Consider the following 25,971-nt stretch of genomic DNA (forward strand, 5'->3'; position numbering starts at 1 on the left):
ATGCCGATTGCCGCGATCAATATCGGGGTGACGCGTGCCGATGCGCTGTTCTCGCTGAAGGTTCAGGCGCCGTGCGGCGAAGCGCTGAGCGCATTGGCCGCCCGCGCTGTTCCCTCGGCTTCTTATCGTTGACGGCCGGTCCGTCTTGGCGTGTGCGGCGCGATCCGCCGGCACGTCGGCATCTTGGAGAATCCTAATATGAGCAAAGCAGCCATCGGCGTTGTCGGGCTCGCGGTGATGGGCCGTAATCTCGCGCTCAATATCGAGAGCCGCGGGTACAGCGTCGCGGTCTACAACCGCAGCCGCGAGAAGACAGACGAACTCGTCGCGCGGTATCCCGATCGCAAACTCGTGCCGGCGCACTCGCTCGAGCAATTCGTCGAATCGCTCGAAAAGCCGCGGCGGATTTTGCTGATGGTGAAGGCCGGCGCGCCGACGGACGCGACGATCGCGGCCCTCAAGCCGCTGCTCGATAAGGGCGACGTCTTGATCGACGGCGGCAATACGCATTTCACCGATACGATCCGCCGCAATCAGGAGTTGGCGCAAGCCGGCCTGCATTTCATCGGCACCGGTGTGTCGGGGGGCGAGGAAGGTGCGCTCAAGGGGCCGGCGATTATGCCCGGCGGCCCGCGCGACGCCTATGACCTCGTGGCGCCGATTCTGACCCAGATCGCGGCGAAAGCGCCAGATGGCGAGCCTTGCGTGGCCTACATCGGCCCCGACGGCGCCGGTCACTTCGTGAAGATGGTCCACAACGGCATCGAATACGGCGATATGCAGTTGATCGCCGAGAGCTATGCGGTGCTCAAGCAGGTGGCGGGGCTGACGAACGCCGAACTGGGCAAGGTCTATACCGAATGGAACGCGGGCGAACTCGATAGCTACCTGATCGATATCACGGCCAAGATCTTCGGCAAACGCGACGAGGAGACGGGACGCGATCTCGTCGACGTAATCCTCGATCGAGCCGCGCAAAAAGGCACGGGCAAGTGGACGAGCCAAAACGCGCTCGATCTCGGCGTGCCGTTGCCGCTGATCACCGAGTCGGTTTTCGCGCGGGTGCTCTCATCGTTGAAATCGCAACGCGTCGCCGCGAGCAAGGTGCTGAGCGGGCCCGAATCCAAGCCCTTCACCGGCGATCGCGCGGCTTTTGTGGAAGCGGTGCGTCGTGCCCTGTATTTGAGCAAAGTGATTTCCTACGCTCAAGGCTTCGCCCAGTTGCGCGCCGCTTCCGAAGAGTACGGTTGGAGCCTCGATTTCGGCGGTATCGCCAAGATCTTCCGTGCCGGCTGCATCATCCGGGCGCGATTCCTGCAGAAGATCACCGATGCGTACACGCACGATCCCGCGCTGGCCAACTTGCTGCTCGATCCGTATTTCCGCGAGATTTCGGAGCGCTATCAGGCATCCCTGCGCGAGATCGTCGTTGCGGCGGTCAACGCTGGCGTGCCGGTGCCCGCGTTCGCCTCGGCCATCGCGTACTTCGACGCCTACCGCTCCGAGCGGCTGCCGGCGAACCTCGTCCAGGCGCAGCGCGATTTCTTTGGCGCCCATACGTTCGAGAGGATCGACCGCGAGGGGAGTTTCCACGCGACATGGGCATAGGTTGAGCGCCATCTGACGCAAGCTATGTGCAAAAAATGCGCGATTGACGGTAAATTGCACAGGCTAATTTGTGACAGAAGCCGCTATTGTTGCTCTTTTGGAAATTCTATATCGTCGAGTTAGTGGTTTTCCCTAGGTGATTGAGTGACTAAACTGTGGTTAATCGCTGCGGCATTCCGCATGCGGCGAACCACAGTTCGGAGGTAGATCATGAAGTCACTCGTGTACGCAATGGTTGCGGCTTCCGCTTTGTCGATTCCGGTTGCCTCGTTCGCGCAGTCGGACACCAATGGCCCGGTCACGCGGGCTCAGGTGCGGCAGGATCTGATCAACGTGGAACAAGCAGGTTACAACCCGGCTGCCAAGAGCCCGTATTATCCGGACGATATCCAGGCGGCCGAGCGTCGTCTGAATGAGCAGCAAGGATACGGCGGTGCCGCGGCAGGCACGTCGCAGTCCGGTGCGCCGGCCCCGGTTCAAATGCAACGCGCCATGCCGAGCGAAGGCGATACGCAGTCGCCGTATTTCGGCAACTAAGGCCCGCCGGGCCGCCTGACGCAACGCGATCGCACCCCCTGGCGATCGGTTGGCTGCCCCAACTGGCTCGCATCTCCCACGCGGAGTGCGGGCCAGTGTCGTTTTGTCTTCCCGCGTGAACGTGTACGATGCTCCGGCGAGTACGATCGTGAAGGACGAGATACGTCCGGTCGCCGGCGCAAGGTATTTGTCAGTCAGCCGGCGAATCGGGTTTTAAAAAGGCAACATCGCATCGATCGAGGGCCGAGGGTGAAGACGGTTATTTCAGTACGACAGCGCCGCGCGTGGGCGCAGACCGCGTTGGTTTTGGCCGGCGCGGCATTTCTAGGGGGCTGTGCAACGGACGACTGGTTCAGCCGGTCGCCATTCGCATCGCAATCGCAACCGCCGCAGCGCACGGGCGTGCCGGCCGGCTATTACCGCGTCAACCCGGGCGACACACTGGCCGGTATCGCGATGGCGTTCGGCCAGAAGGTGGACGATCTGGCCGTATGGAACAACTTGCCCCGCACGGCGATGCTGACGCCGGGTCAAGTCGTGCGTGTGGCGCCGCCGCCCGGCATCAACCCGGTGAATGCCGGCACGAGCGAGGGGATCGTCGTGCGTCCCGCGTGGCCGGCCTATGGTCAGGTTACGCGGCTGACCGATGCCGGTAACGTCAAGGGCATCATCATTGCGGGGCAACCGAGCGAGCCGGTCAAGGCGTCTGCCGATGGCAGCGTCATCTACGTCGGCACCGGGATCGACCAATATAAGTCGCTGGTCGTGGTCAAACATGGCGGCGACGTCGTCACCGGCTATGCCGTGAACGGCGATGTCATCGTCAAAGAGGGCGATGTCGTCAAGAAGGGGCAACAGCTCGCGCAAATGGGCACGGATGCCTCCGGCCGCGGCACACTCGAATTCGAGATCCGTCGCGCTGGCAAGCCTGTCGATCCGCTCGCCTATCTGCCGCGTTGAGCGTGCAGAGCCCGTCCGCCAAGGTCGGGCACTGACTGTGCTTCATGCCCTTAGGACATCGACGCCAGCAAAATCGAAAGCCGTTTAACGTGTGTGCGGAATGCCTCGAGCGAGTCGCGTTCTCCGGACGCACTGGGTTGCGGCTGCGTCGCTAGCTCAGCGTGCGCTTTCAATTCGTCGGCGATTCGGCCTCGCGTTTCGGGTGGCAGCGCGCGGATGACCGAGAGCGTCAGGAGTTCTTGCGCGTGAAGCATGCCGATGACCGAATGGATGTTCGTCTGCGTTGTCATATCGATCTCCGATGAGCGCGGCCGTTCTTTCATTTCTTTCATACTAGGCCGGCGTTCGCCGGTGCGCCAATGTCGTGCTCGCGCGCATCGATTGAAACGCGTCGATTGCGCTTGGATGCGTGCCTTCACGCCTGCTCAAAATGGCGTAACCTGCACATGTCCGTCCGCGGCAGGCGCCTGGGGCCGCACTTCACCCAGGCACATGCCGCTCGTTGCCAGAGGAGGCACTCGATGACAGCCGTCGATCTGGAATTCGACCAGCTCAACAGTACCGTCGATGCGCTGAAGCGCTCCATCTCCAACCGATTGATGTACGGCGTCGGCAAAGACGCCGTCGCGGCCAGACCACAGGATTGGCTCAACGCCGCGGCGCTCGCCGTGCGCGACCGGCTCGTCGCCCGCTGGATGAAAACCACGCGGCAGCAGTACGAGCAAGACGTCAAGCGTGTGTATTACCTGTCGATGGAGTTCCTCATCGGCCGCACGTTCACGAACGCTTTGCTCGCGCTCGGCATTCACGAGCAAATGAAGGAAGCGCTGGGGGGGCTCGGCGTCGATATGGAAGCGGTGATCGACCTCGAGCCCGATGCGGCGCTCGGCAATGGGGGCCTCGGCCGCCTGGCCGCTTGCTTCCTCGATTCGATGGCGACGCGGGCGATTCCCGGCGTCGGCTATGGGATTCGCTACGACTACGGCAAGTTCCGTCAGCAGATCGTGCGCGGCGAGCAAGTCGAGACTCCGGACTATTGGCTGCGTGCGGGGAATCCCTGGGAGTTTCCGCGGCCGGAGGTCCAGTACATCGTTCACTTCGGCGGCCGGACGATCGCTCGGGACGGCCATTCCGAGTGGGTCGATACCGAGCATGTCAATGCGATGGCCTTCGATACGGTGATCCCCGGCTTCGGCACGAGCGCGACGAACACGCTGCGGCTGTGGTCCGCACGCGCAACGGAGGAACTCGATCTATCGGCCTTCAACCAGGGCGACTATCGCCGCGCGGTCGAAGCGAAGGAGCACTCCGAAAACGTGTCGCGCTTGCTGTACCCCGACGACTCCACGCCCGCTGGCCGCGAATTGCGGCTGCGCCAGGAGTATTTTTTCGTCTCGGCGACGATGCAGGATTTGATTCGCCGCTATCAGAGAACGCACAGCACGTTCGGGCGGTTCGCCGAGAAAGTCGCGATTCATCTGAACGACACCCACCCGGTGCTGGCGATCCCCGAACTCATGCGGTTGCTCGTGGATGTCCATCACGTGCCGTGGGATCGCGCGTGGAAGATGGTGCATCAGATCTTCTCGTATACGAATCACACGTTGATGCCCGAAGCGCTGGAAACGTGGGATGTCGATATGCTCGCGCGCTTGTTGCCGCGGCACCTCGAAATCATCTTCGAAATCAATGCGGGTTTTCTGAAGGAGGCGAGCGAGCATTTCGGTCACGACATCGAGGTGATTCGCCGCGTGTCGCTCGTCGACGAATATGGGCAACGCCGCGTACGCATGGCGCATCTGGCGATCGTCGCGAGCCAGAAGGTCAACGGCGTGTCGCAGCTGCATTCGCAATTGATGGAGAAGGAGTTCTTCAGCGAGTTTGCGCGCTTCTTCCCCGAGCGCTTCACGAATGTGACGAACGGCATTACGCCGCGGCGATGGCTGTCGCAGGCGAATCGTCCGCTATCGACCTTGATCGACAAGCATATTGGCCCACGCTGGCGCACCGATCTGTTCGAACTCACGAAGCTGCGCGAACTCAAGAACGACGCGGCCTTCACATCGGAGTTTCGCGCGGCGAAGCGGCGCAACAAGATCAGCCTCGCACAGCGTCTGCTGCACGAAACGGGCTGCACGGTTCACCCGGATGCGCTGTTCGATCTGCAGGTGAAGCGCATTCACGAATACAAACGGCAACTGTTGAACGTGCTGCACGTCATCGTTCGCTACAACCGCATTCTCGCGCGGCCGAACGACGATTGGGTGCCGCGCGTCGTCATCTTCGCCGGCAAGGCCGCATCGGCCTACAAGATGGCGAAGACCATCATCAAACTGATTGGCGACGTGAGCGAGAAGATCAATCACGATCCGGCCATCGGCGATCTGTTGAAGGTGGTGTTCGTGCCGAATTATGGTGTCAGCGTGGCAGAGGCGTTGATTCCGGCTGCGGATCTGTCGGAACAGATTTCGATGGCCGGCACCGAAGCATCCGGCACGGGCAATATGAAGCTGGCGTTGAACGGTGCGTTGACGATCGGCACGATGGACGGCGCGAACATCGAAATCTGCGAAGCCGTCGGCCGCGAGAACCTGTTCATCTTCGGGCATACGGCCGATGGCGTCAGCGAACTGCGCGCGTCGGGCTATCGGCCCAGGGAGCTTTACGAGCACAATCCGGAATTGCGCCTGGCGCTCGATCAGATCCGGACCGGCTACTTCTCCGATGGCGACCCGCATCGGTTTTCCGACATCTTCCACACACTCGTGGATTGGGGCGATCACTACATGGTGTTGGCTGATTTCGCTGCGTTCGCGGCGGCTCAGGATGCCGTCGATGCGCGTTTTCGAGACCCGCGTGCGTGGACGGCGAGCGCGATCGAGAATGTGGCCGGGATGGGACGGTTTTCTTCCGATCGGACGATCGACGAGTACGCGAAGCGGATTTGGCGCGTCAAGCCGTTGTCGGTGGAGTGAGGCGGGGGCCCGCTGCTGCAAGCCCGGCGCTACTTGGAAGCGGGTTTGATGCAGTGTTCTTGATCGCCGTTTGCGGAACCGCAGGTACGGTGGTGTGAGGGGACGGTAGGGGTGACTCTGCCTCCCGCCCGATACCGTATGTGACGGTGCGTGACCGGGCGTTATTGCGTTGCCGTGCTTCGAATCGATGCCAGTGCGGTTTGCAGCGCTTGTTCGACGCGTTTGACGAAGTCGGGATCGGGGCTTGTCAGGGCTTCGCGATCGCCGCCTTGTGTCGACACGGTGAGCCGATGCTTGATGTCCTGCGTGGTCCACGCCAGGAAGCCCACGACGATCAACATCACGCCGAGCGTCAACGCCGCGCCGGAGGCTGCAATCCCGCCGGCGATGCCGACCACCGCGCCGGACAGCGATAGTGTGAGCGGCAGAACCTTGTTCTTTTGAATGGTCTCGATGCGTGTGCTCTGAATCTCGCGCAACGAAAAAATCTGGCCGCCCGCGCTCAGCCCGTTGCGCGTGATCATGACGCCACGCTCGTTGAAGGTGTTGTCCATCGAGAAACGTTGGAGTGGAGGTAGATAGCCCGGCAGCCTAGCAGATATCGGCCCGCCGCGTGATCGAATGCGGCGGCAGGCCCGGTTGGGGCCTGGGCATCGACGTTGGCCGCTGCGTCGGCCTCAGACCAGCCTCAGCAGACTTCGTCGGCGTACACGCGCCCCGGAACGTGCGATGCGACGAGCCGGGCAATATCGGTATCGGTATACTCGGCCGGCACCACGCAGCGATAGGAAGGCGAATCTTTATGCATGGTCCATTCGACCAGCCGGTAAGTACGCCCCCAGGGGCGCTGCACGGGCATTGACACGCGGCAGCTTTGGACCGGGAGTTTATGCTCGCGCTTGAGCTTCGTGCGCATATGCTTGAACACGGTATCTTCGATCATCGCCGTTTCCTGTTACGGCACCGCACGGGCTGTGCGGCCGCCACGCGTAAGGAATAAAGAGACTAAAAAAACGCCGCCGATGCTCCGGCGGCTCAACAGGGGTGGTATGGGTGCATAGTCGCAGGTCAGAATTAAGCCAAACTTAAGCGGTGGGTGTGTCGGCGAATTCGGAAAAAGCCGCTAACACATTGAAATACAAGGATTTGCGTGTCTCGTGGCGTACAGCCTGTATTGCGGTGTTACACATTTAAGGAGACGAATGGCAGCGCTGGCAACCCTGCTGGACTTCGGTTCCGTGAGTTTGATGGAAATCGAACGTGGCGACCTTTGAATGGATCATCCTGCTGCTCATCGCCGCCGCCTTCCTGGCTGAACTGGCTCGCAGGATCGGTGCGCCGTATCCTACGTTGCTCGCACTTGGCGGCGCGGGTCTGGCCTTCCTGCCCGCGGCCCCGCGGTGGTCGCTCGATCCTCAATTAGCCCTCACTCTATTCGTCGCCCCCGTGCTGCTGGATGCGGCCTATGACACATCGCTTCGCGATTTGCGGGCAAACTGGCGTCCCGTCACCGGGCTCGTGATCGCCGCGGTGGGCACCACGGTCATAGCCGTGGCGTGTGCCTGCCGCTGGCTGGTGCCGGGCATGCCGTGGTCCGTTGCCATTGCTCTGGGGGCGATCGTCGCGCCGCCGGATGCCGCGGCGGCGACGGCGGTCATGCGCCAAGTCGGGTTACCGCATCGTGTTCTCAGCATTTTGGAAGGTGAGAGTCTGCTGAACGATGCGAGCGCATTGTTTGTGTACCGCCTCGCGTTGATGTCCGTGATGGCTGGCCACGTGGGGGCACACGATTACGTGCCGATCTTTCTGCTGACGGTGTTCGGCAGCATCGCGGCGGGCATCGCGCTGGCATTCGTCCTGCGCCCGGTGACGACCGCGTCCGACCACGTCCCCACCGCGTTGATTCTCCAGTTCGCCGCGACCTTCGGCGTATGGATGCTCGCCGATAAAATCGGCCTCTCCAGCATTCTGACGATGGTGGCGTTCGCCATGACGATTGCCCGTGGAGGCGGGCCGCGGATGGCCGCGCGAATGCGTGTCCCGATCCTCGCGGTCTGGGAGACCGTGGTCTTCATCTTGAATGCGTTTGCGTTCGTTCTGATCGGTATGCAGCTAAGGCCGATTTGGGAGCGCCTGGGCAGCAACACGTCCCGCGCCGATGCGATCGTCGTCGGCGTTGCTGTTCTTGGCGTCGCGATCGCGACGCGATTTATCTGGGTGATGAGCTACGGGCTGGTCATGGCCCGGCAAAACAAGAAGATCGCCCCCGAGAAGCGTCCGAAGACATCGGTGCGGGCTCGCCTCGTTGTTTCCTGGGCAGGCATGCGAGGCATCGTGACGCTGGCCGCGGCATTCGCGGTTCCGCAGACGTTGCCCAATGGGGCGCCGTTTCCCTATCGCGACATCATCCTTCTGTGCGCGTTTGCTGTGACGTTCGGCACGCTGGTCATTCAGGGGCTGACGATGAAACCCCTTATCCGCCAGCTGAAGTTATCTCAAGACGATCTGGTTTTCACCGAAGTGCGCAACGGCCGGACGTTGATTTATCGGGCGCTGCTCGATTCGATCGGCTCCGATGATTCCATGCACGCGAAGCTGCTCAGGAAGGAATATCAGGCCGTGGTCGAGCTCAATGCCAACGAAGATCGTGAGTATCCGCTCAGCGAAGTTCCGGGCGGACCGCTGCGGCGGAATGCAATTGCGGCCGCCCGCCGCAAAGTCATCGAGCTTCGCGATCAGGAAGTCATCGGTGACCAGGCGTATCGCCTCCTCGTTCAGGAGTTGGATTGGGCCGAGCTGTCAGCTGGAGGGACTGAGGTGGCATAAGCCCTCGAATGCGGCAACCATGATGGGTCGATAAGTAGGAAGCGGGCGGATACGTGTCGCGCGTCAGGCGCATCGCAAAGACGCTGCGGCGCTGCCCGACGCCCGTGACACTCTGTCCTCAGAGGTGGGACATACCATCCCACCGATAGCTGCAAGACTATCGCGATCGACAACAGGCATGCTGCTGGCGCCGGTTCGGCCGCAGCCCGGCGCGCTCGGCACGAACTCTGCTTGATCCCGGCCTGGCCCGGATACGGCAACTCGCCGCTCCGGCGAATTCAGTGCGCTGACTTCGACTGAAGCGCGGCCGAGGGCATTGGAACGGAGAACGATGTGCAGAGGACTCCACACACGGCGGTCCGCGTTCGGCGGCCGCTCATCGCCGCTGCGGCGGCGTCGTTCATGGCAAGCTTGGTGCACGCGGCACCGCTTGCCTACGTCACGAGCGAGAAGGCCGGTATCGGTGTGATCGACCTCGACAGCCTGACGCTCGAGAAGACGTTTTCGATCGGACCGGCCGGTCCGCGAGGGCTCAGCCTCAACGAGGACGGCACGCGGCTCATCGTCGCCGACAAGACCACCGGAGAACTCGCCGCTGTCGACACGTCGACGGGGGTGATCGTCAACCGCGTGGAAATCGGCAAGAACCCCGAGTACGTCCGCGTGCATGGCGGCTATGCATACGTGACCTACGAACCCGGCGAGTCCGGCAAACCCGCCGATCGCTCATCGGGCAAGCCCGGCGCCGGCGATGACGACGACGCGGCCAAGCCGCCGGCCGAGATTGCGATCGTCGATTTGAAGACGTGGCAGACGGTGCATTCGGTCACGAGCGGTCATGAAACCGAAGGCGTCGAATTCTCGCGCGACGGCAAGCAAATGCTCGTCACGAACGAAGGTGACGATACGGTCTCCGTCTACGACGCGAGCGACGGCAAGCCGATCAAGACCGTAAAACTACCGGCCGGTGGCCGGCCACGCGGCATCCGCCGTTCGCCCGACGGCACGCAATATGTGGTGACGCTCGAATCGCTGAGCAAAATGATTGTGCTCGACGCGCATGACTTTCATGTCGTCAACACGGTCGACACCCAACTCGGCCCCTACGGCGTGGCCTTTGGTCCTGACGGAAAACGGCTGTTCGTCGCCGCGGCGCGCGACCAAACCCTGCAGGTGTTCGACGCGAAAGATTTCACGCCCATTGCCCGGGTGCCCGTGGGTAAGCGCTGCTGGCACTTCAGCTTCACGCCCGATGGAGCAAAGCTGCTGCTGGCCTGTGGCCGCTCGGACGCTGTATACGTCATCGATGCACACGACTACGGTGTCATTAAACAGATCGGCGATCTGCCGCTTGCATGGGGGATCGTGACTTATCCGCCCAGCGATGGCTCGATAGAATCGCGCTGAACTTCAATGGCATGCGTGCCGCGGCGCGCGTTCTGCCGCGAGCTCATTGCGGCCCCGGTCACTGACCGGGTTCGCTGCGGCCGTTGCGGTTGTCGTTGCCGTGTGCCGTTAGCCTGCGCGAGTTCGCGTCGTTACGAAAAAGAATGGGGCGTTCGGCCGCCTCGGTTTCGCTGCTGCGTCCGCGAGCCTGCGCTTGCTCGACGAATCGCACGATCCGCTCGTGATCGCCCGATTTGTCGCAGACGGGATCCGCATTGGCTGCATCGCCGGTCAACAGATACGCCTGGCAGCGGCAGCCGCCCAGATCGTTCGACTTTTCCTCGCAGCTACGGCACGGCTCTTTCATCCAGTCCAAACCGCGAAAACCGTTGAATGCGGTGCTTTCGTACCAGATTTCACGCAGTGGCGTGTCGGTCACGTTCGGCAATACCAGGCCGGGAAGGCCGCGTGCCGCGTGACAGGGCAGGGCCGTACCATCGGGCGCCACGCCGAGAAACACCGAGCCCCAGCCGTTCATGCAGCGCTTGGGCCGCGCTTCGAAGTAGTCGGGCACGACGAAAAAGATTCGGCACCGATCACCATGCGACTGACGGTAACGCTCGACGACGGCCTCTGCCTCGTCGAGCTGTTCGCGCGTCGGCAGTAATTGAGCGCGGTTTTCGAGGGCCCAGCCGTAGTACTGCGTATTGGCGAGTTCGAGATATTCGGCACCCATCGCCAGCGCCATGTCGATGATTTTATCGACGTGCGGCAGGTTATAGCGATGCAGCACGCAGTTCAGCACCATCGGGAAGCCATGCGCCTTGATCGATTGCGCGACCCGGCGCTTTAGATCGAATGTCCGCGTGTTGCTCAGGAAGTCGTTCAGTTGCTGCGTGGAATCCTGAAAGGAAAGCTGGATGTGATCGAGACCGGCCGCCTTGAGTTCGCCGAGCCGTTGATCGGTCAAGCCAACGCCGGATGTAATCAGGTTCGTGTAGAAGCCGAGCGTGCGTGCTTCGGTCACGAGCGTCGTCAGATCGTCGCGTAAAAGCGGTTCGCCGCCGGACAACCCGAGTTGCGCCGCGCCGAGTGCGCGCGCTTGGCAAAGCACAGCGATCCACTGATCGGTATCGAGCTCGCGTCGATGCGCGGCATAGTCCACGGGGTTATAGCAGAACGCGCAATGGAGCGGGCATCGATACGTGAGTTCGGCCAGCAACCAGAGCGGCGGCGCGATGCTGCCCGCGGCTTCGCTGGGCGAGGTGGCGGCAACGTCAATGGCCACGGTCTCGGCTGACGTGAGATCGGCCATGAGCGTTATACCAACCAACCGCGCGCTCGCGCTTGATCAACGAACGCGCGCACTTCGCCGTCAATGCCGCTTGTATTGAAGGCCGTTTCGAGTTCGGCGATCACGGCATCGAGTGCTCGCGTGCCGTCACAGCGCTTCAGAATTTCGCCGGCACTCTGATTGAGTTTGACCATGCCCTCGGGATAGAGCAGCACGTAGGCGTTTTGCGCGCTTTCCCATTGCAACCGGAACAGCGGATTCAGACGTAGCGGCTTATCTTGCATGGCTGACGTGCTGCGTGCGTCATGAGCGGCGGCGTCCAGCTTGGGCGATTCGGTGTTCATTGGGGAAAGGCCTTCTCGATAGCGTCCAGCATCGACCATAGAATGTCGAGCTTGAACTGGAGGATCGTCAACGCGCGCTCTTGCTGATCGCGCCGGGTGAAATGGTCGAGCGTCACTTTCAGGCCATGCTCGACGTCACGCTGAGCCAGCGGAATGCGCGAGCGAAAATACGCGAGCCCCGCGGCGTCGATCCACGGATAATGCTGGGGCCATGCAGCCAACCGGTCCTTATGGATTTGCGGTGCGAACATCTCCGTCAGCGACGAACAAACCGCTTCCTGCCAGGGCGCGCGGCGTGCGAAGTTGACATAGGCGTCCACGGCGAAGCGTACGCCCGGGGTGACGTGCTCGAGCGACCACAGCGAATCGCGTGTGAGCCCGACGGCTTGTCCCAGGCGCGACCACGCTTCGATGCCGCCGGCGTTATCGCCGTAGCCGTCGTGATCGAGCATGCGCATGACCCACTGGCGGCGCGTCTCGCGATCGGGGCAATTCGAAAGAATCGCGGCATCTTTGATCGGAATATTGATCTGGTAGTAGAAGCGATTGGCCACCCAGCCGCGCACTTGCTCGACCGATGCGCGGCCCGAATTGAGCCGCACGTTGAACGGATGGTGGATGTGATATCCGGCGCCTTTCGCGCGCAGCGCGTCCTCGAATGCCGCACGGCTCAATGCCGGTTGCGCGGGGTCGGGCCGGCGCACGGGCGCCGTGCCGTAGCAGTCGTCCATCGTCATCGAATCTCGCCTCTTCTTTACGGTGTCGAGTGCGGGTGAGCCGGCGTGCTGGCCTTGCTTTGAGCCGATCCGCAGCTAAAGCTCGAACGTCATGCCATCCTCCGCGACTTCGATGCCGTGTTCGCTCAATACACGCCGTTCGGGCCCGTCCTCGATGAGAATCGGATTGGTGTTGTTGATGTGAATCAGCACCTTGCGCACGGGACGTAGCGCCGACGATTCGATCGTGTCCAGCACCTCGATCATTCCGCCTTTGCCCGATTGTGCCAAGTGCCCCATGTCGGCTGCTGTTTTACTCGAAAGACCGAGCGCGATCATCTCATCGTCGGTCCAGGTCGTGCCGTCGACCAGCAGCAGATCCGCTGCGTGCATCGCCTCGAGTACATGTGGCTCGAGCGTGCCCAGGCCCGGCGCGTAAAAGGCACGCCTGCCGCTATCGAGGTTCGTGATCGTCAGCCCGATGTTGTCGCCTCGCGCAGGCGCGTCGCGATGCGGCGAGTAGGGCGGTGCCTTGCTCAGGAGCGGCACCGGCTCGATGACGACGCGCGGCAGCACGGCAAGATTGAGCGGCGTGCCGTCGAGCGCGATTGGGTGGTGCATCACGCCGCAGTAGTGCGAGAGGATCGGCCCGATCGGGAAGCCTGTCGTCAAGTCTTGCCAAACGGCATCGGTTGCATAGAGCGGCAGCGGTCTGCCGCGTTCACGCAACATCAGCAGCCCCGTGACGTGATCGATCTGCGCGTCGATGACAAGCACGGCAGCAATGCCCGTGTCACGCACGCGCCGCGCCGGCTGCATCTCGGGGTTGGCCGCGATTTGCGCAAGCAGATCGGGTGAAGCGTTGATCAGCAGCCATTCTTCACCATCGACACTGACAGCGATCGAAGACTGGGTGCGCGGCTTTGCCTTGATCGTCCTGCGCCGCACGCCGTCGCAATTGCGGCAGTTGCAGTTCCATTGGGGAAAGCCCCCGCCCGCCGACGAGCCGAGTACCTTGATTTTCATGAGGCGTGATTCCTCAAATGCATTGCCTCCGGGGTGGCGGCGCGACCGTCCCGACGTATAAAAAAGCCTGCGTCGTGCGCGCGGCGGCGCGTTGCCACGGTCGCATCGGCGGTAGCGGGCCAAGTGACGGCCAGGCGTACTGCGATGCGCATCAGCACAAGCAGGGAAACCGTCACTCCGAGCGACGGGTGGAGACTCGGTGTCGCCTTGACCGGCAGAGCGTCGAGCAAACCGTTCATCGCGATCCCGAGTGCGAGCAACGCGAAGATCGTCACGGATATCTGCCTGTGCAGAACCATCGTGATGCCGCCGGCGCGAGTGGGATCGTTGGACGGTTTGAGCATGGTGCCGATACAGCAAGGTCTATGCCGAGCGCGTAAGCACGATGCGATGCGCCAAGGCGCGGTCGGGCGTTACGCCGCTGCGCTTTTCGCCGTACAGAGTGTGTGCCGTCGTGGCGCACAGTGTCACCCGTGCGAGCTTGATCCCGCGCGCCTCGCTTGCTGTTCGCTTTCATCGCGCGCCGGCTCCGATGGCATGGAACTTGTGTGGGTCGGCGCCATGGCTTCGCGCGGCTCATGGAACCCGGCCGCAGGGAACCACGAAGCGCGAGGATGATGGCTCGATGCGAGGACAACCGTATGTGGGTGGTGAAGATCGGAGGCAGTCTCAGTCACGAGCCGGCGCTACGCCACTGGCTCACCGAGCTTGCCGAGGTGGGAGGCGGCCGCGTCGTGATCGTGCCCGGCGGCGGCGATTTCATGGACAAGGTGCGGCACTATCAGGCCGAGTGGCGACTGAGCGAACTCGCGGCGCACAATATGGGCTTGCTCGCCATTGCGCAATATGCGGTGCTGATGCAGGGCCTCGTGCCGGAACTCGTCCTTGCCTCAAGCGAGGCCAAAATCCTGCGCGCATTGCGCGACGGGCACGTGGCGGTATGGGTGCCGACCGCGCTGATGCGCGACACGCCCGATGCAATGAGCAACTGGGATACCGCCTCGGACCTGCTCGCGGCATGGCTGTCGACGATGCTCAACGCAGAGCGGCTGACATTGGTGAAGTCCTGCCCGATCGATCCCGCTCAGCCGCTTGAATCGCTCGCGTCCGACGGCGTAATCGATCGGCGCTTTGTGGGCTACGTCAGCGACGCCAATTACGTGGTCGAGCTGTTCAACAAGGACAGCGTCGAACTGATGCGCGACCGGCTGTTGAACATGCCGGCCGCGTGGGCCGGCGACGAGGCGGGCGGGGTGGCCCGCTAAACCCGCGCGTGCCGCTCCCACACCGGAGCATGGGGCGGGCCGTCGAGGCTCAGCGAGTGGCGATATACATCGTGATTTCGAAGCCGAACCGCATCTCGGTGAAGCTAGGTGTCGTCCATTGCATCGATCGGTCCTCCACACAGTTAGTCGAAGAAATTGCCATCTGCGGCACCGGTGCACTGCACCGTTCCGATTGGCGTACGGCTTGAATGCAAGCTCCGTGCCGATGCCCGTATCCGCGGCGTGCCGCACGGCACGCTTGTCTTGCCGGGCCGCCCGCGGCGGCAACGCGAGAAACGCTGTCGCGCAAACGCAGCAAAGTGTGCCAGGCGTCCCGGCATTGTTCCCCCAAACGCGGCACCGTTCCGCTTCAAAACCCGCCCCACGCCCATCACACGTGGTTCGCGATGCCGGCGTCGAGATCCATATCGCGCGCCGTGCGGACCTTCTCATCCTCGAAGGTGGCGTCATGCGACAGACGGATATGCAGACGATGCATCTTGCGATACAGCGTGTTGCGGCTGATGCCGAGTGCCTTCGCGACGTTGCTCACGTTCCATCGATGCTCATCGAGCATCGCCAGCACCGTCTCGCGCTCGCCCCGTTGAATCGCATTCAGCGAGGCGATATCGGCATCCTCGGCGAGATGGGGTAGCGGCTCGGCCGCACTCGCGAGCGGGACGGCATTCGGCTCGGGCGCTGTTGTGACAGCGCGCCGCCCTTGCAGCAGTTCGGGAGGAAGATGGGCGCATTGGATCGGCTCGCCGTCCGAGAGTGCAATCGCCATCTGCAGGATGTGGCGCAATTGACGGATATTGCCGGGCCATGCGTAGTCGAGCAGCGCACGCTGGGCCTCGGCCGTCAGCTCGGGCGGATTGTCGGTCTCGCTTTCGAGCAGATGCAAGATGAGCGGCAGCTTATCGGCGCGCTCGGCAAGCGGCGGCAGATTGATCTCGATGCCTTTGAGCCGATAGTAGAGGTCTTCGCGAAACTGGCCGGTTTGCACGCGCTCGAGCAAATTGCGGTGGCTCGCGCTGATCAGCTGGAAATCGACTTTCACTGTCGTATCGGCGCCCAGCGGGGCAACCTCGTGTGATTCGATCACGCGCAGCAGTCGCGCCTGCAAGGCGAGCGGCATATCGCCGATCTCATCGAGAAACAGCGTTCCGCCGTTGGCCTGAACGATCTTGCCGCGCCGTCCTTCGCGCTGTGCGCCCGTGAACGCCCCCGCGCGATAGCCGAACAGCTCGCTCTCGATGAGGCTTTCGGGCAGCGAGGCGCAGTTCACGGGCACGAACGGCCCGTTCGCGAGCGGACTGATGCTATGCAGCGCCTGCGCGAATACGTCTTTGCCCGTGCCGGTCTGACCGCGCACGACGATCGGAATTTTGCGCTGAATGACGCGCGCGGCCAGTTGGATCTGCGAGGCCATGCGCGGGTCGCCGAACTCCAGATGGGCGATCTTGTCGAGCCGGCCGGCGGGTGCCGGGGTGTCGCGTGCCGGCCGGCGTGCGGACGAGTGTGCCGGCGCAGCGGGCGCAATGATCCGCTTGGCGTGCCCGCCGCTGGCGTTTTGCGGTGTCTGTGCAGTCAGAAAGAAACGGTTCGTGCCGCTCGCACTGTAGACCGTGATCGGATGGAACGAGCCGCGGATGCTGCGCGCGATCATATCTTCGATCGACGCGTTGAACGCTTCGTTGATGGGCTTGCCGCGCAGTTCCTCGAGCGAGCGATAGCCGAGCTGAAACACCGCGCTGCGATTGGCCGCGAGAATCATGCCGTCATCGTCGACGGCAAGCTTGCCGCCATGCAACGTGCCCACGAATTCCGGCCGGCTATGGAACTGAATGAGGTTGACATCGCGAAAACGCGCACCCATGAGCCGGTTCTCGATCATCTGACGGGACATGCCCACCAGCACGAGCGAATGCTGCTGCAAAAGCTTGGAGCGACTGGTGACGTCGAGTGCGCCGGCTATTTCCCCGCGCTCGTCGAAGATCGGGGCGGCCGTGCAAGTGAGCGACGTGTACCGGGCAAAGAAATGTTCGTGCTGCCGCACCGCGATGCAATCGCGTTCGGCGATGCAGGTGCCCATCCCGTTAGTGCCCGCCTCGCGCTCGCTCCAAAGCGCGCCGATGCGCAGGCCGTCGGCGCCCATGGCCTCGGCGAATGGGGCGGACGAGACTTGATGGACGATCAGGCCGTCCGCGTCGACGAGCACGACGGCCAGCTCGGGATCGGCGAGCTGCTGATAGAGCGTGGTCATTTCGAGCTTCGCGCAGGCGATCAGATCACCCACGGCTTCGCGGCGTGCAGCCAGCTCGTATTCGGTCAGTACGGGCGGCGTAACGAATCGCGCTGGATCGAGCTTGAATTCGTTGATGCAACGCATCCACGATTGCGCGACGGGCTCGCTCATCGAGTGCGGCTGGCGATTGACAACGTCTAGCACTTCACGCACATGCGAACGGCCGTCGGCGAGCAATGACATGGGGTTGTCTCCAAGGCGGCACAAGCCGCGCAACCGGAATGCGGTTGCAGCGTTTCGCCGCTCTAATTAACGTTTTTCCCCTTGCACGGCGGCTTCTCGCGTCCGCGCGTGCGACGGCTCGAATCGACGCTTCACAGGTATCCCGAAGGGCGAGTCGCGCCAGCTTGAAAAACTTTACCCTCGATGACGCGCCTATTCAATAAAAAGTCGCATTACATTATTTGGCGGCTGCTGTGCTGGATTGGCCTAGTCCGCAGGACCGATACGCCTTCGCCTGAAGCGTGTGGAACGCTTTGCTCCGCGCGCGCGCATGATCGGTCCTGAACTCGGCGCCCCCTTCTCCGCCGAGCGAGGCGTAGCGGGCAAACGTCGATTCGTCGACGAACTGGTCGTAAGGCAGCGCAGCGGCCATCTTGTCGACCACGCAAGCGCACTTGTACAGGTTGGCGAACTCGTGGCCGTTATCGTCCATGCAACCGAGCACATATTCGACGCGGCCCTGGGTGGGGTAGTCGTAGCTTTGCGCACTGCCGGCGCTGTCGACGGCATCGGTGCCTGTGGCCCAGGCCGTGGCCGATACGGTCGCCGACAGCGCGGCAAGACAGCCGAGTGCAGTCATGGCGCGACGCATCAATCTCATCTGGATCTCCTCGATCACGGGTCGCTCGGGGCCCATCGCTTTTAATGCTGTCGGATGCGGACAGGGCGGCACCGGCGTAGGCGCGCGCCGCCACGGCACGCCGACCATGCGAGGTTGCGCAGCGGGCTGCGGATGGACGGCGGTCATGACTAACAGGTTCTATGCCAATAGATCGCGCTCGCTGTGCCGGGCGCCGGGGGGCAAGCCTGCACGCGCGTTCGTCCGGCAATCGATGCCATCGCTTGCGGTGCTCGCGTGCCGAAAGCGTGACACTGTGCGCCACGGCGCAACACCGGTGACAGCCATGACGGACGCGCAGCGGCGATGGGACTGCGTTCATCCCAACTCGGTCGCGGCCGCGCGTGCTTCCTCGAACGCCTGGACGTACCCGAGATAGACGGGCTTGCCGCTCGTGCGCATTCGAACGAACAGGCGGTGCTCCACCTGATACTTGACGTTGCCGACCGCGAGCGCGCCGATACCAATCGGGCCGGCGCCTCCATTGGGCCCGATCGGTTTGCCGTCATTCGTGACGTTCACGCCGGCGATCCCTTCGGGCGGCGCCCCGTTGACATCCGCCGCGATGAGCAGGCGCCGGGCGTGAGCGAGATCGTCGGCGCTGGCCGCCTGGATGCCGGGGGCGGCGGTAGCCATCAGGATTTCCGTATCGGCCAACGCATCGCGCAATGCACCGGCTGACGCCGCGCTGGCTGCGGTCGTCGCGATCGCCAACCGCTCGTTGATTTCATCGCTGACTTGTCTTGCGCGCGCGAGCGAATGATGACTCGCGATGGTCACATCGGCGCCGAGCGAGGCCGCCATGGCAGCGGCCATCCGTCCAACGGCGCCTGTGCCGCCGAGGATCAGTACGCGTTTGCCGCCGAGCTCCATTTCATGCGTGCGTTTCAGGTGCCGCTCGGCGAGCGCCACGAGCGCCGCCGCTGTCGTGTAGGACCCAGCCGGATCGGCGAACACAGAGACCTCGAAGGGCGGCACCATCGCCCGGCGTGCGATGTCCAGCATGTCGGCAGCGAGTATCGCATCGCGTCCGCCGATAAAGATGCCCGTCCGCGAGACGCCGGTCGGGCCACGCGAGAAGATCGCTTCCTGCGTGAGGTGCGTGACCATCGTCGCATCGACATTGCAGTAAGGCACGATGATCTGATAGCCCGCATCGGCGGCCATGTTGACGTCGAACGGACTCGTCTGCGGCGTCGCCGTGAACATGTGCAGGATATACGGCCTTTCGGTGGCTTCTGGCATGACGGCGAGCTCTTGTCGTTGAATGGCGTTGAAGCGATGGGCGATGGCGCAGCCGATAGGCCGCACCTCAGCGGGCGAGGCCAAGCAGGAGCCATACCAAGCACCCGCGCGGCTCGACGCCGCTGCGCGGGCGATGAACGCTGCATCGGCAGCGTCCGCGCGCGCCCCGGCGCACAGCGCTCATCAAGAGGCATCCTGTGCCATTGCGGGCGTGACACAGTATGTGTCGCGCCAGACGCGTCCCATCGCGACAGTCGTTGCCGCATTGCGGCGAAGCGATTGGCCGTGCCGCCTTCGACGTGCCTTCGCACCACCGCGTGACACCGTCAACCGCGCTTGCCTGAAGGCCAAGCCATTGCTCGATCCATTTCGACGGCCGATGCCGCACCGCACACGGCATGGATCGTGCGTTGAGGCTGGCCACGCCAAATAGAGCCTACCGCCGAAGAGGACGAAAGCGTGAATCGTTACCCGCATTCGAGAGAGCGCGCCCGATGCGATCAGGTAGCGTGGGTCATTCATTCATGAGTCGAGTCAAGTTGAACACAAGCTACTTTTGGAGGAGCAATGAACTTACGCACCATGGTTCTTGGGCTCGCGATCCTTGCATCAGCGGGCTTTACGACATTCGCGGCACAGGCCGATGCCGATCTGGATCAGTTGATGAAGAATCCTGCGAACTGGGCGTCGCAGGCAGGCGATTACTCGAATCACCGCTATAGCCCGCTCAAGCAGATCAACGCGTCGAACGTCAAGAACATGCAGGTCGTCTGGACGATGTCGACCGGTGTGCTGCGGGGGCACGAAGGTTCGCCGCTCGTGGTGGGCGACACCATGTACATCCACTCGCCGTACCCGAACAAGGTGATCGCCGTCAGCTTGAAGGATCAGACCTTCAAGTGGATGTATCAGCCGCAGCAGGACGATCAGACGGTGTCCGTGATGTGCTGCGATACGGTTAACCGTGGCTTGGGCTATGGCGACGGCAAGATCTTCCTGCAGCAAGCCGATACGACGCTCGTCGCGCTCGACGCCAAGACCGGCGACGTCGTATGGAGCGCGAAGAATGGCGATTCGAAAAAGGGCGAGACGAATACGAACGCGCCACATGTATTCGGCGATAAAGTGCTGACGGGCATTTCCGGCGGCGAATTCGGCGTTCGCGGCCGCATCATTGCGTATGACATCAAGACGGGCAAACCGGCCTGGACGGCCTACAGCACGGGCCCCGACGATGAAATTCTGTTCGATCCCGACAAGACGATGACCTGGACCGACGGCACGATGATGCCGGTCGGGAAGGATTCGTCGATCAAGACCTGGAAGGGCGATCAATGGAAGATCGGCGGTGGCACCACGTGGGGCTGGTATGCGTGGGATCCGAAGCTCAATCTTGTTTACTACGGGTCGGGCAACCCCGGTACCTGGAATCCGACGCAGCGGCCCGGCGACAACAAGTGGTCGATGACGATCTTCGCGCGGGACCTGAATACGGGCAAAGCGAAATGGGTCTATCAGATGACGCCCCATGATGAGTGGGACTACGACGGCGTCAACGAAATGATCCTGGCCGATCTCACGATCAAAGGCAAGCAGGTGCCGGCGATCGTTCACTTCGACCGCAACGGCTTCGCCTATACGCTCAATCGTTCGACCGGCGAACTGCTCGTCGCGCAGAAGTATGACCCGGCGGTGAACTGGGCCGATCGCGTCGACATGAAGAGCGGCACACCGGTTCGCAACGTGGCGTATTCGACGCAGGCCGCGGGCGCCGATCACAACGTGAAGAGTATCTGTCCGTCCGCACTCGGCTCCAAGGATGAGCAGCCGGCTTCGTTCGATCCGAACTCGAAGCTCTTCTTCGTTCCGACGAACCACGTCTGTATGGACTACGAGCCGTTCGAGGTGGACTACACCGCCGGTCAACCGTATGTGGGTGCGACGCTTTCGATGTATCCGGGCCCGCAGGACCCCGGCGTGGGCGGCGCGAACCAGGGTAAGACCGTCGAGAGCGCGATGGGCAACTTCATCGCCTGGGATGCGGCGCGGGGCAAGATCGTCTGGTCCAAGCCCGAGAAGTTCTCCGTGTGGTCGGGTGCGTTGACGACGGCGGGCGATATCGTGTTCTACGGCACGCTCGAGGGCTATCTGAAAGCGGTCGACATGAAAACGGGCAAGGAACTCTGGAAGTTCAAGACCCCTTCGGGAATCATCGGCAACGTCTTTACCTACGAGTACGCCGGCAGGCAGTACGTGGGCGTGTATTCGGGCATTGGCGGCTGGGCCGGCATCGGTCTGGCGGCGGGCCTGAAGAAGTCGACCGAGGGCCTCGGTGCGGTAGGCGGCTATCGCGAACTGGCGAAGTACACGGCGCTGGGCGGTACGTTGTTCGTCTTCGCGCTGCCCGGGAAGAGCTGACGGCACGCGGTGCGCGCCGCGCGCGTGAGCCGCGCCGGCGCGCCCATCCGCGGCCTCGTTCGTTCGACCCAGTGCTCGCAATTGCCCGCGCCGCTATCGCTGCCATCGCTGCAGTCGAAAACGTCGTGGGCCATGACGGCTATATTGAATCGAAGGAGATGCAGGTATGAGAGGCCGTTCCATCTTGTTGCTGACGACAATCGCCGCCGCAGCAGCTTCGCTGCCCGTCGTTTATGCCGAGAGTCAGCCCGCGCTCGCCCAGCAGGTGACATACACGGTCGTCGATGGCAACAAGGTCGACAAGCATACGTTCGACGGCTGGCATACCTGGCGCGCACTCGATTGCGAGCGTTGCCACGGCGCGCAGCAGCAGGGGCTCGTGGGACCGTCGCTGGTCGATGCGCTGAAGATCATCGATAAGGACGAGTTCAAGCGCACGATCTTCGGTGGCCGTCTTGCGAAGGGCATGCCCGACTTCAGTTCGAGCGCCAGGATGCAGGCACACTGGGAGGATCTTTATACGTATCTGAAGGGGCGTTCGGACGGGAAAATCCCGGCCGGAGACCTGAGCGCGATGGATAGCCCATAACACTGATTGATTGCCAAGGCCGCGACTCGAGACTCAAGACTCAAGAGGAGGCTTCCGATGCGACACAGCAAACGACTATCCGCGCATCTCGCGCTATCGGCTGTCGCGCTGTGCTGCGCGGCGCTGGCGAGCGCCGCCGTGCGTGCGGACGGCGCCGCGCTGCCGAACAACGACGGTGCCGACGGCGTGCTGCGAGTCTGTGCCGACCCGAACAACATGCCGTTGTCGAACGACAAGGGCGAAGGCTACGAGAACAAGATCGCGACCGCGATGGCGCGCGATTTCGGCTATAAGATCGAGTACACCTATTTTCCGCAGCGGATGGGATTCGTCCGTCATACGCTGCGCGAGAAGGCGCCCGACAGCGAGCGCTACAAGTGCGATCTCGTGATCGGTGTGCCGAAGGGCTATGACCTGACATCGACGACGCATCCCTACCTGCATTCCACGTACGCGATGGTGTTGCCGAACAAGCCTGAGTTCGCGAGCGTTCGGACGCCTGAGGATCTGCTCAAGCTGCCGCCCGACGCGCTGCACAAGCTGCGATTCGGCATCTTCTCGCAAACACCGGCCGTCGACTGGCTGCTGACCAACGGCCTCATCGATCAGGCGCAGTCGTATCAGGTCCAGACGGGCGACCCGCAGGCGTATCCCGGCGAAATCGTCGAGCGCGATCTCGCCGCGGGCAAGATCGATGTCGCCTTTCTCTGGGGGCCGATAGCCGGTTATTTTGCGCAGCGGGCCGGGGACACGGTACGGCTTGTCCCTTTTCCGCCGCAAAGGGACATCCGGTTCGACTATCAGATCTCGATGGGCGTGCGCTACGGCGAGAAAGAGTGGCACGATAAGGTCGATCAATGGATCGGCAGTCACCAGAATCAGATCGACGATATTTTGACGAGCTACGACGTTCCGCTGCTCAAGCCGGTGGATTCGGAGGCCGGCAACGCGTCCGGCGGCTCGCAATGACGGGGTGCTCTCGTGTAGCGCGGCGCCGCTTGTAGCTTGCTGCGCTGGCGGGCGCATGCCTCATCATGCTCGGGCGCAGCGGTCCATCAGCGCAGCGCCTTCGCGTGGTAGGCGATATGCTCGCCGATATAGCTGGCGATGAAGTAGTAGCTGTGGTCGTAGCCCGGACGCAGGTTCAGTTGCAATGGATGTCCTGCCGCTTCGCAGGCTTCGCGCAGTAGTTCCGGCCTCAACTGCTGGTCCAGGAACTCGTCGCTGTCCCCTTGTTCGACCAGTAACGGTAAGCGTTCGGTCGCGTCTTTGATCAGTTCAACCGTGTCGTACTGCTTCCACGCCTGGCGATCGTTGCCGAGATAAGCTGTGAACGCCTTTTCGCCCCAAGGCACCTGGCTTGGCGCGACGATCGGCGAGAACGCCGACACGCTGCGATAGCGGCCCGGATGACGCAGCGCAATGGTCAACGCGCCATGTCCGCCCATCGAGTGCCCGCTGATGGCACGCGCATCGGTGGCCGGAAACTGCGCTTCGATCAGCGACGGCAGTTCGTTGACGACATAGTCGTGCATGCGGTAATGCTTCGCCCACGGTGGCTGGGTAGCGTTGAGATAAAAGCCCGCACCTTTGCCGAGATCGTAGGCCGGATCATCCGCCACATCATCGCCGCGGGGGCTCGTGTCCGGCGCGACGATGATGACGCCATGTTCCTCGGCGTAACGTTGAGCGCCACTCTTCGTAATGAAGTTCTGCTCGGTGCAGGTCAGGCCCGAAAGCCAATACAGCACGGGGCATTGTTGGCCGCGCAAGGCTGCGCTCGGCAGGTAAATGCCGAACCGCATCTCGCACTGGAGGGTGGAGGAGGCATGCTTCCACACTTCCTGGTGTCCATCATGACAAACGTGTCGCTCAACGCGTTCCATATCGATCAAGCCTCGCGGTAGGTGCCTTTTGCTTTGGCCGCATGGGCGGCCAACATGTCCATCAACGCGGGATTGAGGCAATCGTAAGGCTCGATCCCTTTATCGCGCAGCGTTTGACGCACGTCGGCCATTGCGGACGGCGGCGTGCCGCTTTCGATGATGGATGAAACGAATGCCGCAAAACCCGGCCCTTCCCAGCCTGCATCCTTCGACAGTTCGGTGTGGATGAAGTCGAGGCCATGGAACGCGTGTTCCTTGTTCTCGATGCGGCCGAATAAATGCGTGCCGCAGGCGGTGCAGGCATGGCGTTGAATCAGCGCGGAATCATCCACCACCTTGAGCTTTTCGCCGTGTGCCGTGACCGTCACTTTATCGCGCGGCACGACACCCACGACGGAGAACAGGGCACCCGCGGGCTTCCAGCACTTCGTGCAGCCGCACGCGTGATTGAAGAGGACTTGCGAATCCACGCGCACTTCGACAGGGTCGGTCGCGCACGAACAGCGCAACGTCCCGCCTTTGAAATCGCTTGCGCCCTTCTGAATACCGCGGTCGACGCTAGGATGAATTGCCTGGGTCATGACCTGTCTCCTGGTTGGGTCAGATGTGATCGTTCGCGATCAATAGCGAACGACGGTGCGGATCGACTTCCCTTCGTGCATCAGATCGAACGCTTCGTTGATCTCGGCGAGCGATTTCGTGTGGGTGACGAACGGCGCGAGCTGGATCTTTCCAGCCATGGCATCTTCAACCATGCCGGGCAGCTGCGAACGCCCCTTGACGCCGCTGAACGCGGTGCCGAGCCAGCGGCGGCCGGTTACGAGCTGGAACGGCCGCGTGGAAATCTCCTGGCCCGCACCCGCGACGCCGATGATGACCGATTGGCCCCAGCCGCGGTGTGCGCATTCGAGCGCCGCGCGCATGACATTGACGTTGCCGATACATTCGAAGCTGTGATCGACGCCCCAGCCCGTCATCTCGACGATAACCTGCTGAATCGGCTTCTCGTGATCTTTCGGATTCACGCAATCGGTCGCGCCGAAGACACGGGCCAGATCGAATTTGCTTGGGTTCGTATCGATGGCGATGATGCGGCCGGCCTTGGCCAGCTTCGCACCTTGAATCACGGCCAGACCGATGCCGCCCAGGCCGAACACGGCCACCGAATCGCCTTCCTGCACCTTGGCCGTGTTTTTGACCGCGCCCAACCCGGTGGTGACGCCGCAGCCGAGCAGGCAGACTTGCTCGGGGTTCGCATCGGGATGGATCTTGGCCAGCGAGACTTCCGCGACGACCGTGTATTCGCTGAACGTCGAGCAGCCCATATAGTGATAAACGGGCTGGCCGTTGTAGCTGAAGCGCGAGGTGCCGTCGGGCATCACGCCTTTGCCCTGGGTGGCGCGGACAGACACGCACAGGTTGGTCTTTCCGCTCTTACAGAACAAGCATTCGCCGCATTCGGCGGTGTAAAGAGGAATGACGTGATCGCCGGGTTTCACGCTCGTCACGCCTTCGCCCACTTCGACGACGATGCCCGCGCCTTCGTGGCCGAGCACGGCGGGGAAGAGCCCTTCGGGATCGTCGCCCGAGAGCGTGAATGCATCGGTGTGGCAAACGCCCGTATGCGTGATTTTGACGAGCACTTCGCCTTTGCGAGGCGGTTCGACGTCGATCTCGACGATTTCGAGGGGTTTGCCGGGCCCGAATGCAACGGCAGCACGTGATTTCATGTCAGTCCTTTAAGCGA

At 62.5% G+C, this 25,971-nt stretch carries 25 protein-coding genes; 10 read left to right on the forward strand and 15 right to left on the reverse strand.

Features of this window, described 5'->3' with window-relative positions; all coding sequences use genetic code 11:
* The first annotated feature begins 198 nt into the window (after positions 1-198).
* The 3 genes from gndA (at position 199) to ACTHL0_RS23800 (ending at position 3,105) form a co-directional block, all read left to right on the forward strand.
* Positions 199-1,608, forward strand: a complete 1,410-nt coding sequence (gndA, locus tag ACTHL0_RS23790; protein WP_440569439.1) for an NADP-dependent phosphogluconate dehydrogenase — start codon at positions 199-201, stop codon at positions 1,606-1,608.
* 210 nt (positions 1,609-1,818) lie between these two features.
* The gene (locus tag ACTHL0_RS23795) at positions 1,819-2,145 is read left to right on the forward strand and encodes a DUF4148 domain-containing protein (RefSeq protein WP_440569440.1); all 327 of its coding nucleotides are present in this window, start codon (positions 1,819-1,821) and stop codon (positions 2,143-2,145) included.
* Positions 2,146-2,394: 249 nt separating this feature from the next.
* Positions 2,395-3,105, forward strand: a complete 711-nt coding sequence (locus tag ACTHL0_RS23800) for a peptidoglycan DD-metalloendopeptidase family protein (protein WP_440569441.1) — start codon at positions 2,395-2,397, stop codon at positions 3,103-3,105.
* Between the two features lie 50 nt (positions 3,106-3,155).
* On the opposite strand, the gene ACTHL0_RS23805 is transcribed toward ACTHL0_RS23800, so the two are convergent.
* Positions 3,156-3,395, reverse strand: a complete 240-nt coding sequence (locus ACTHL0_RS23805) for a hypothetical protein (RefSeq protein ID WP_440569442.1) — start codon at positions 3,393-3,395, stop codon at positions 3,156-3,158.
* A gap of 231 nt (positions 3,396-3,626) precedes the next feature.
* On the opposite strand from ACTHL0_RS23805, the gene ACTHL0_RS23810 reads away from it, so the two are divergent.
* Positions 3,627-6,080 carry a glycogen/starch/alpha-glucan phosphorylase gene (locus ACTHL0_RS23810; protein ID WP_440569443.1) on the forward strand — a complete coding sequence of 818 codons (2,454 nt, stop codon included), beginning with the start codon at positions 3,627-3,629 and terminating at the stop codon, positions 6,078-6,080.
* A 161-nt stretch (positions 6,081-6,241) separates the two neighbouring features.
* Here the strand turns inward: ACTHL0_RS23810 and ACTHL0_RS23815 are convergent, their stop codons facing one another.
* Together ACTHL0_RS23815 and ACTHL0_RS23820 are read right to left on the reverse strand one after the other, a co-directional pair.
* The gene (locus ACTHL0_RS23815) at positions 6,242-6,634 is read right to left on the reverse strand and encodes a DUF6232 family protein (RefSeq protein WP_440569444.1); all 393 of its coding nucleotides are present in this window, start codon (positions 6,632-6,634) and stop codon (positions 6,242-6,244) included.
* A 134-nt stretch (positions 6,635-6,768) separates the two neighbouring features.
* Entirely contained in the window at positions 6,769-7,023 is a 255-nt protein-coding gene (locus ACTHL0_RS23820; protein WP_440569445.1) for a DUF2866 domain-containing protein, read from the reverse strand.
* 317 nt (positions 7,024-7,340) lie between these two features.
* Between ACTHL0_RS23820 and ACTHL0_RS23825 the strand changes: the two genes are divergently transcribed.
* The gene (locus ACTHL0_RS23825; RefSeq protein WP_440569446.1) at positions 7,341-8,906 is read left to right on the forward strand and encodes a Na+/H+ antiporter; all 1,566 of its coding nucleotides are present in this window, start codon (positions 7,341-7,343) and stop codon (positions 8,904-8,906) included.
* Between the two features lie 402 nt (positions 8,907-9,308).
* On the forward strand, positions 9,309-10,313 hold the full coding sequence (locus ACTHL0_RS23830) for a beta-propeller fold lactonase family protein (protein ID WP_440569448.1): 1,005 nt from the start codon (positions 9,309-9,311) through the stop codon (positions 10,311-10,313).
* A gap of 58 nt (positions 10,314-10,371) precedes the next feature.
* Here the strand turns inward: ACTHL0_RS23830 and pqqE are convergent, their stop codons facing one another.
* The 5 genes from pqqE to ACTHL0_RS23855 all read right to left on the reverse strand — a co-directional run bounded on the left by pqqE (position 10,372) and on the right by ACTHL0_RS23855 (position 14,016).
* On the reverse strand, positions 10,372-11,607 hold the full coding sequence (gene pqqE / locus ACTHL0_RS23835; RefSeq protein WP_440569449.1) for a pyrroloquinoline quinone biosynthesis protein PqqE: 1,236 nt from the start codon (positions 11,605-11,607) through the stop codon (positions 10,372-10,374).
* Positions 11,608-11,612: 5 nt separating this feature from the next.
* Entirely contained in the window at positions 11,613-11,870 is a 258-nt protein-coding gene (gene pqqD, locus ACTHL0_RS23840; protein WP_440569483.1) for a pyrroloquinoline quinone biosynthesis peptide chaperone PqqD, read from the reverse strand.
* 56 nt (positions 11,871-11,926) lie between these two features.
* Complete coding sequence (pqqC, locus tag ACTHL0_RS23845) at positions 11,927-12,667, reverse strand: pyrroloquinoline-quinone synthase PqqC (RefSeq protein WP_440569450.1); 741 nt, start codon at positions 12,665-12,667, stop codon at positions 11,927-11,929.
* 75 nt (positions 12,668-12,742) lie between these two features.
* A complete protein-coding gene (gene pqqB / locus ACTHL0_RS23850; RefSeq protein WP_440569451.1) occupies positions 12,743-13,672 on the reverse strand; it encodes a pyrroloquinoline quinone biosynthesis protein PqqB in 930 nt (309 codons plus the stop codon).
* Positions 13,669-14,016, reverse strand: a complete 348-nt coding sequence (locus ACTHL0_RS23855) for a cytochrome b/b6 domain-containing protein (RefSeq protein WP_440569452.1) — start codon at positions 14,014-14,016, stop codon at positions 13,669-13,671. The genes pqqB and ACTHL0_RS23855 overlap by 4 nt, the downstream gene beginning before the upstream one ends.
* Before the next feature lie 297 nt (positions 14,017-14,313).
* Here ACTHL0_RS23855 and ACTHL0_RS23860 point away from each other — a divergent pair, with 297 nt between their 5' ends.
* The gene (locus ACTHL0_RS23860) at positions 14,314-14,937 is read left to right on the forward strand and encodes an amino acid kinase family protein (protein ID WP_440569485.1); all 624 of its coding nucleotides are present in this window, start codon (positions 14,314-14,316) and stop codon (positions 14,935-14,937) included.
* A gap of 49 nt (positions 14,938-14,986) precedes the next feature.
* Here ACTHL0_RS23860 and pqqA read toward each other — a convergent pair whose 3' ends face one another.
* The 4 genes from pqqA to ACTHL0_RS23880 all read right to left on the reverse strand — a co-directional run bounded on the left by pqqA (position 14,987) and on the right by ACTHL0_RS23880 (position 19,331).
* A complete protein-coding gene (gene pqqA, locus ACTHL0_RS23865; protein ID WP_440569487.1) occupies positions 14,987-15,061 on the reverse strand; it encodes a pyrroloquinoline quinone precursor peptide PqqA in 75 nt (24 codons plus the stop codon).
* 267 nt (positions 15,062-15,328) lie between these two features.
* Positions 15,329-17,428: a sigma-54-dependent Fis family transcriptional regulator gene (locus tag ACTHL0_RS23870; RefSeq protein WP_440569453.1), complete on the reverse strand. Its 2,100-nt coding sequence runs from the start codon at positions 17,426-17,428 to the stop codon at positions 15,329-15,331.
* Between the two features lie 217 nt (positions 17,429-17,645).
* Positions 17,646-18,068, reverse strand: a complete 423-nt coding sequence (locus ACTHL0_RS23875) for a hypothetical protein (protein ID WP_440569489.1) — start codon at positions 18,066-18,068, stop codon at positions 17,646-17,648.
* A 336-nt stretch (positions 18,069-18,404) separates the two neighbouring features.
* The gene (locus tag ACTHL0_RS23880; RefSeq protein ID WP_440569456.1) at positions 18,405-19,331 is read right to left on the reverse strand and encodes an NAD(P)-dependent methylenetetrahydromethanopterin dehydrogenase; all 927 of its coding nucleotides are present in this window, start codon (positions 19,329-19,331) and stop codon (positions 18,405-18,407) included.
* Between the two features lie 567 nt (positions 19,332-19,898).
* Between ACTHL0_RS23880 and ACTHL0_RS23885 the strand changes: the two genes are divergently transcribed.
* From ACTHL0_RS23885 to ACTHL0_RS23895, 3 genes are all read left to right on the forward strand, one after another.
* Positions 19,899-21,749: a methanol/ethanol family PQQ-dependent dehydrogenase gene (locus ACTHL0_RS23885; protein ID WP_440569458.1), complete on the forward strand. Its 1,851-nt coding sequence runs from the start codon at positions 19,899-19,901 to the stop codon at positions 21,747-21,749.
* Between the two features lie 166 nt (positions 21,750-21,915).
* Positions 21,916-22,338 (forward strand): c-type cytochrome, encoded by a 423-nt coding sequence (locus ACTHL0_RS23890; protein WP_440569460.1) that lies wholly within the window; start codon positions 21,916-21,918, stop codon positions 22,336-22,338.
* A gap of 57 nt (positions 22,339-22,395) precedes the next feature.
* Complete coding sequence (locus tag ACTHL0_RS23895; RefSeq protein WP_440569462.1) at positions 22,396-23,307, forward strand: substrate-binding domain-containing protein; 912 nt, start codon at positions 22,396-22,398, stop codon at positions 23,305-23,307.
* 86 nt (positions 23,308-23,393) lie between these two features.
* Here the strand turns inward: ACTHL0_RS23895 and fghA are convergent, their stop codons facing one another.
* Genes fghA through ACTHL0_RS23910 form a run of 3 tightly spaced genes read right to left on the reverse strand, consistent with a single transcriptional unit; the run spans position 23,394 to position 25,954 of the window.
* A complete protein-coding gene (gene fghA / locus ACTHL0_RS23900) occupies positions 23,394-24,224 on the reverse strand; it encodes an S-formylglutathione hydrolase (protein ID WP_440569464.1) in 831 nt (276 codons plus the stop codon).
* Between the two features lie 5 nt (positions 24,225-24,229).
* Positions 24,230-24,805 (reverse strand): S-(hydroxymethyl)glutathione synthase, encoded by a 576-nt coding sequence (gene gfa / locus ACTHL0_RS23905; RefSeq protein WP_440569466.1) that lies wholly within the window; start codon positions 24,803-24,805, stop codon positions 24,230-24,232.
* Positions 24,806-24,844: 39 nt separating this feature from the next.
* Entirely contained in the window at positions 24,845-25,954 is a 1,110-nt protein-coding gene (locus tag ACTHL0_RS23910; RefSeq protein ID WP_440569468.1) for an S-(hydroxymethyl)glutathione dehydrogenase/class III alcohol dehydrogenase, read from the reverse strand.
* Positions 25,955-25,971: the final 17 nt, after the last annotated feature.

The organism is Trinickia sp. (genome assembly GCF_051961175.1).
In the GTDB taxonomy this organism is placed as follows: domain Bacteria; phylum Pseudomonadota; class Gammaproteobacteria; order Burkholderiales; family Burkholderiaceae; genus Trinickia.

Excerpts from the sequence above, each read along its gene's own strand:
- gndA (WP_440569439.1), top strand. The coding sequence starts at position 199 with ATGAGCAAAGCAGCCATCGGCGTTGTCGGGCTCGCGGTGATGGGCCGT.
- ACTHL0_RS23795 (WP_440569440.1), top strand. The coding sequence starts at position 1,819 with ATGAAGTCACTCGTGTACGCAATGGTTGCGGCTTCCGCTTTGTCGATT.
- ACTHL0_RS23805 (WP_440569442.1), bottom strand. The coding sequence starts at position 3,395 with ATGACAACGCAGACGAACATCCATTCGGTCATCGGCATGCTTCACGCG.
- ACTHL0_RS23810 (WP_440569443.1), top strand. The coding sequence starts at position 3,627 with ATGACAGCCGTCGATCTGGAATTCGACCAGCTCAACAGTACCGTCGAT.
- ACTHL0_RS23815 (WP_440569444.1), bottom strand. The coding sequence starts at position 6,634 with ATGGACAACACCTTCAACGAGCGTGGCGTCATGATCACGCGCAACGGG.
- ACTHL0_RS23820 (WP_440569445.1), bottom strand. The coding sequence starts at position 7,023 with ATGATCGAAGATACCGTGTTCAAGCATATGCGCACGAAGCTCAAGCGC.
- ACTHL0_RS23830 (WP_440569448.1), top strand. The coding sequence starts at position 9,309 with ATGGCAAGCTTGGTGCACGCGGCACCGCTTGCCTACGTCACGAGCGAG.
- pqqE (WP_440569449.1), bottom strand. The coding sequence starts at position 11,607 with ATGGCCGATCTCACGTCAGCCGAGACCGTGGCCATTGACGTTGCCGCC.
- pqqD (WP_440569483.1), bottom strand. The coding sequence starts at position 11,870 with ATGCAAGATAAGCCGCTACGTCTGAATCCGCTGTTCCGGTTGCAATGG.
- pqqC (WP_440569450.1), bottom strand. The coding sequence starts at position 12,667 with ATGACGATGGACGACTGCTACGGCACGGCGCCCGTGCGCCGGCCCGAC.
- pqqB (WP_440569451.1), bottom strand. The coding sequence starts at position 13,672 with ATGAAAATCAAGGTACTCGGCTCGTCGGCGGGCGGGGGCTTTCCCCAA.
- ACTHL0_RS23855 (WP_440569452.1), bottom strand. The coding sequence starts at position 14,016 with ATGCTCAAACCGTCCAACGATCCCACTCGCGCCGGCGGCATCACGATG.
- ACTHL0_RS23860 (WP_440569485.1), top strand. The coding sequence starts at position 14,314 with ATGTGGGTGGTGAAGATCGGAGGCAGTCTCAGTCACGAGCCGGCGCTA.
- ACTHL0_RS23870 (WP_440569453.1), bottom strand. The coding sequence starts at position 17,428 with ATGTCATTGCTCGCCGACGGCCGTTCGCATGTGCGTGAAGTGCTAGAC.
- ACTHL0_RS23875 (WP_440569489.1), bottom strand. The coding sequence starts at position 18,068 with ATGAGATTGATGCGTCGCGCCATGACTGCACTCGGCTGTCTTGCCGCG.
- ACTHL0_RS23880 (WP_440569456.1), bottom strand. The coding sequence starts at position 19,331 with ATGCCAGAAGCCACCGAAAGGCCGTATATCCTGCACATGTTCACGGCG.
- ACTHL0_RS23885 (WP_440569458.1), top strand. The coding sequence starts at position 19,899 with ATGAACTTACGCACCATGGTTCTTGGGCTCGCGATCCTTGCATCAGCG.
- ACTHL0_RS23890 (WP_440569460.1), top strand. The coding sequence starts at position 21,916 with ATGAGAGGCCGTTCCATCTTGTTGCTGACGACAATCGCCGCCGCAGCA.
- ACTHL0_RS23895 (WP_440569462.1), top strand. The coding sequence starts at position 22,396 with ATGCGACACAGCAAACGACTATCCGCGCATCTCGCGCTATCGGCTGTC.
- fghA (WP_440569464.1), bottom strand. The coding sequence starts at position 24,224 with ATGGAACGCGTTGAGCGACACGTTTGTCATGATGGACACCAGGAAGTG.
- gfa (WP_440569466.1), bottom strand. The coding sequence starts at position 24,805 with ATGACCCAGGCAATTCATCCTAGCGTCGACCGCGGTATTCAGAAGGGC.
- ACTHL0_RS23910 (WP_440569468.1), bottom strand. The coding sequence starts at position 25,954 with ATGAAATCACGTGCTGCCGTTGCATTCGGGCCCGGCAAACCCCTCGAA.